General features: G+C 64.2%; 5 protein-coding genes and 1 pseudogene. All 6 read right to left on the bottom strand.

Annotated elements, in window-relative coordinates; genetic code table 11:
* A partial coding sequence (locus RT662_RS07505; protein WP_313670090.1) for a hypothetical protein occupies nt 1-366 on the bottom strand: 366 nt, incomplete at its 3' end.
* Between the two features lie 146 nt (nt 367-512).
* Nucleotides 513-923, bottom strand: coding sequence for a hypothetical protein (locus tag RT662_RS07500; RefSeq protein WP_313670089.1), 411 nt, complete (start codon nt 921-923; stop codon nt 513-515).
* A gap of 134 nt (nt 924-1,057) precedes the next feature.
* Nucleotides 1,058-1,501 carry a hypothetical protein gene (locus tag RT662_RS07495; RefSeq protein WP_313670088.1) on the bottom strand — a complete coding sequence of 148 codons (444 nt, stop codon included), beginning with the start codon at nt 1,499-1,501 and terminating at the stop codon, nt 1,058-1,060.
* A 130-nt stretch (nt 1,502-1,631) separates the two neighbouring features.
* On the bottom strand, nt 1,632-2,867 hold the full coding sequence (locus tag RT662_RS07490) for a hypothetical protein (protein WP_313670087.1): 1,236 nt from the start codon (nt 2,865-2,867) through the stop codon (nt 1,632-1,634).
* Between the two features lie 6 nt (nt 2,868-2,873).
* Nucleotides 2,874-4,052, bottom strand: a complete 1,179-nt coding sequence (locus tag RT662_RS07485) for a hypothetical protein (protein WP_313670086.1) — start codon at nt 4,050-4,052, stop codon at nt 2,874-2,876.
* Nucleotides 4,052-4,400, bottom strand: a pseudogene (locus tag RT662_RS07480) (capsular biosynthesis protein); the annotation flags it as partial. The gene RT662_RS07485 and the pseudogene RT662_RS07480, both read right to left, overlap by 1 nt.

Here is a 4,400-nt window from a genome sequence, read left to right as displayed (position 1 = left end):
GGCTAGCTGCCGTTTCTGCGTTTGCGGCAGCTGCAGCGCGGCCAGATACAGCGCGGCGCCTGGCAACAGCCACAGGGCCGCGCGTTCGGTTGCGGTGGGATTCAGGCTTCCGGGAATCGGCAAGCCGCCGAGAATCGGCTGCAGGCTTTGCAGCAGCTGGCCGCGGGCACTGCCGGCGCCGCGCAGCGCTTCCGGCCAGGGCAGCAGAAACAGCAGCAAAGGAATGAACAGCGCCAGCAGCCACAGGCTGGCTTTCGGCCAGCGGCGCAGATCCGGCTGCTGCCAGAGCAGCGCGCCCAACAGCAGCAGCGCGGAAAGTTGCGTGAGCGTATCGCCCAGATGGCCTTGGCCGCCGCCGAACAGCATGGCCAGCGACAGCGTGACGGCGGCCATTAAAAACACGCGGGATTCAGGGCGGGATCGGGCAGCAGGCATGAGCGTCCTTGGCAATGAAAAGGGCCGCCGAAGCGACCCCTTGATTCTAGCACCGCGGCCGCGGGCGGCGGTACGGCTTAGGGCGAGATGGTGCCCTCACTCAAGACCGTGCCGATGGCGAGCGCGCCGACACCGGCCAGGATCCAGCCGCCGCCAACGCCGGTGCTGGCCATGGCCGTGTTGCCGGTCAGACGCGAGACCTCGAGGGCGCCGCCAGCACAGGTGGACATTGTCGGAACCGTCACGATGGTGCCACCTTCCAGACGCACATCGCAGCCGTCGGTGAAGCGCAGTGCAGCGCCGGAATCCTGCATCACCATCACGCGATCGCCGGCAACGAGCGCTTGCCCGGACTGCACCGGAACAAACTGCTTGCCTTGATTGACCAGCACGCTGCCGGTGATGGCATTGACCGTGGCGGCCGGCTCGATGGCGGCGGCGGCAGTGCTGAACAGCAGCAAAGCACAGGGCAGGAGGATGGTTTTCATGGTCTATCCTTTAATTTAAATTTCAGAGAATTTGCGAAGGATTATGCGTATTTGAACGAGAAATACCGATTAAATCCATTGTTGTCATTAGCTATAGTACAAGATTATCTGAAAAAAAGAACTAAGAATTATACTTAGGGCGAAATCGTATCGTTGTTATCGCTACCACCGGCCACCAGACCGCCGACCAACAGCGCACCGGCACCGACCAGCATCCAGGTGCTGGTGCCGTAAGCGGCGGGCGCTTCGGGGTTGATCCACGGCGGGGCTTCATTGGCCAGACGGGTGCTGTTCAATTTGCCACCGGCACAGGTGGACACTTCCGGAATCTCGGTGATCGAACCGCCGCTGAGGGTGACAATACAGCCGTCGGAAAAACGCAGCATGGCGCTGCCACCCTGCATCACCATCACGCGATCGCCGGCGGCGAACACCTGACCATTCTGCACAGCCACGAATTGCTTGCCCTGATTGACCATGACACTGCCCTCGGCCGAAGCCAGGGTGGCCGAACTCTCGGCGGCCGAAACGGCGCCGGTGAAGACCAGGCTTAATGCGATTGCGATAACTGCTTTCATACGGTGAAACTCCTTAAAATTACCCCTGATTACAACACAGCTACCGTCAAAATTTCATGACGGGATATTCCCCTTGACCCCTAATCCTACACCGATGGCCCAGCCGTGTCAAGCCCGAATAAGCTCTAAATCATTCTGCAGCAAGGGAATTCTTTAGCACCGGGGTGATGCCCACGGCATCCAGCCAAAGTGTGCCGTTCATCACAGTTTCGGCCGGAATCCGGGCCGGAATGCGCAAACCCAGCTGCTGACCTTCACATCCCGGCGGCACGGTAAAGGCCAGGGTCTGCTCGCGCCACTCGAAGTGGCCCATCATCGGCACCGACTCGGCCAGCACGGTCCCGGCCGGATCGCAGCGGATCTGCCAGACCAGTCCACGCGGCGAATCCAGACGCACGCCCTTGGCGCGCCAGCTCAGCTGCCAGTCGCCGGGCGGCAGCACCAGGGCCTGATTCAGGTGCGCGAATGGCGTGCGCCGGCCTTCGAATTCGACCACGTAGGAATTTTCGCCGACGGTGCCGCGGTTGGCGCTCCAGTACGCGGTGGCGCCGGGCAGGCTGGACGCTTGCCAGGCAAACGCGCCGGGCTGCTGTTCCTGCGCGATTTCAAAGCCGCCATCGAACACATTGCCGAGCGCCTCGCGTTGGTTGTCCGGAATGCGGTTGACCCAGGTCACGTAGGCCTGCAGGGCGCGGTTTTCGCTGCGCAGGCGCGCGATCCACGGATCGATTTCGGCCATCGGGGTGTCGGGCGTGTGCTTCAGTGCCGCGAAAAACGGCGCGATGGCATCGATGGGATACGCGGCCTTGGCCAGTCCGGCCAGAAACGCGGCGCGCCAGGGCGGCGCGGCCGCCAGCGTTTTCAGCAAAGCTGCCCGCGCCGGCGGCGTGACCGCCAGCAGATCGGCCTGTGCCTGCAGTTCGCTGAGCAAGGCCGGCTGCAAGCGCAGCAAGGCATCCAATTGCGCCGCGGCCTCTTTGGCATCGCGGCGCTCGAGCGCATGCTGCAACAACCAGACGCGGGTCGGCAGATCGCGCGGCGCCAGCCGTGCGGCTTGACGGTACAGGGTCAAGGCCCGTGCTTTATCGCCGGATTGATCGGCGACCTGCGCCAATACCCGCAAGGGACGGCCATCGATCGGGCGCGCCCGCAGTGCGCGTTCGGCATGGGCTTTGGCGGCCGGCCAGTCTTTCGCGGCCGCATGCCGCAGTGCCGCCTGCAGCAGGGCTTCCGGGTGATCACTGCGCCAGGCCAGCGCGCGCTCGGGATCGCTGCGCGCGAAATGATCGGCCATGCCCAAACCGAGCACGCGCCAGGCCACAAAGGCCAGCACAGCGAGAGCAAAGACGGGCAGCGTTTTTTTCATAGGGTCTTAATCGGTGATCAACAGTTCAAGAATACGGGGCTTTCCGTTTTCACGCACCATCAGCATTTCCAGACTGCCGCTGCGGCGCTGCGGCGCACGCATGGCGCCGAAGGCCAGCTCGCTCTGGAAGCCGGCACGCAGCCGGCGGGCATCGTCCACCTGCTGCCAGCGCGGGTTGCTGAGCGCGATGCGGCGTTGCCGGGTGCTGCTGAACAGACGCGAATGCTCGGCGGCGATGGACTCGACCCCGCCCTTCAGGCTGATCGCCTTCGGACTGAACAGCGCCATCAGCCCGTATAGATTGCCGGCGCTGTAGTGCGTCTGGTATTGCTGCAGCAGGGCCTCGGCTTCGGCGGCACTGAGGGCGTCCGTCACCGCTGCGCTCACGGCGATGGGCCTGGGCACGGATGCCGGCGTTGATTCCGAGCGCGGCGCCAGCGGGCTCGGTTGAGGCACCGGCGTGGGGCGTGCTTGTGCAATCGCGGCAGCGCGGGGATTTGCCGGCACAGTTTGCGCAATGGGCTTTGCCGCAGGCGAGGCCGCCGGCACCGCTGCGGATTTCGGCAGCGATGGCTTTGCCGGCGCAGCGGGCAGGTCCACGACCAGCGGCAATGCGGCCAGGCTCTGGGCCAGATCGGACGCTTGTGCCGGACGGGCCGGCGCCTCGGCGCGCCCGGCGGTGTCAACATACACCGGCGCCACCGGCATTAGGCTGACCGCCAACAAGGCCACGGCCGCCAGCAGCAAAATCCCGAGAAACAGCGGAAACCGGGTGCGCGGTACCGGTGCGGCAGGCCGCAGCACGACTTCGGCCGGCGCGGTGGGCAGCGGATTTTTTAGGGCCGTCCAGGCGCTGTTGACACGCTCGGCCAAGACCTGCGCGCCGGAATTGCGGTCCGGATGCAGCCACTTGATCAGCAGCCGGTGATGCGTACGGGCCGTGATCAGATCATCGTGCGCCTGCAGCGCCAAGCAACGGCGCGGATTGGCACCGGCATGCAGACAGATCTGCTCCAGATAGACGGCGGCTGCCACGCGATCGGATTCGGTGGCATCGGCTTCACCAATCGCGATGCGGATCAGGGCGGTCATGTCCGGTGGCAGCGGCGCCCGTTGCAGGTCCGTGAGCAGCCCCGGCTGCTCACGCAAGCGCATTGCCTGCTGCAGGGCCGTGAGCATGCTCATCAGGTCAGTTTTTTCGGGGGTTCGTTGCCGTAGCTGTAATAGTTGTAGGCGCCATAGCCGTAACCATAACCATAGCCATAGCCATAGGCGGCATGCTTGGCCTCAAACTTGTTGATCAACACGCCGATCAGACGTGCACGCGCTGACAGCAGGCGTTTCACGGCATTGGCGGCAACGACCTTGCGGGTGCCGCCGGCTTCCACCACCAGCATCACGCCCTCGACGCTCGAGGAGATGATCGGCGCATCGGCCAAGCCCATCACCGGCGGGCCGTCAATGATGACCTGATCAAAGTGCGCGAGACCATGCGCAATCAACCTCGCCATATTGTCATCATGCAGCAGTTCG

Source organism: Sandarakinorhabdus sp., assembly GCF_032115815.1.
Taxonomy (GTDB): domain Bacteria; phylum Pseudomonadota; class Alphaproteobacteria; order Sphingomonadales; family Sphingomonadaceae; genus Sandarakinorhabdus.
Note: the sequence above shows the minus strand (reverse complement) of the source record. Positions and strands in the feature narration are given on the sequence as shown.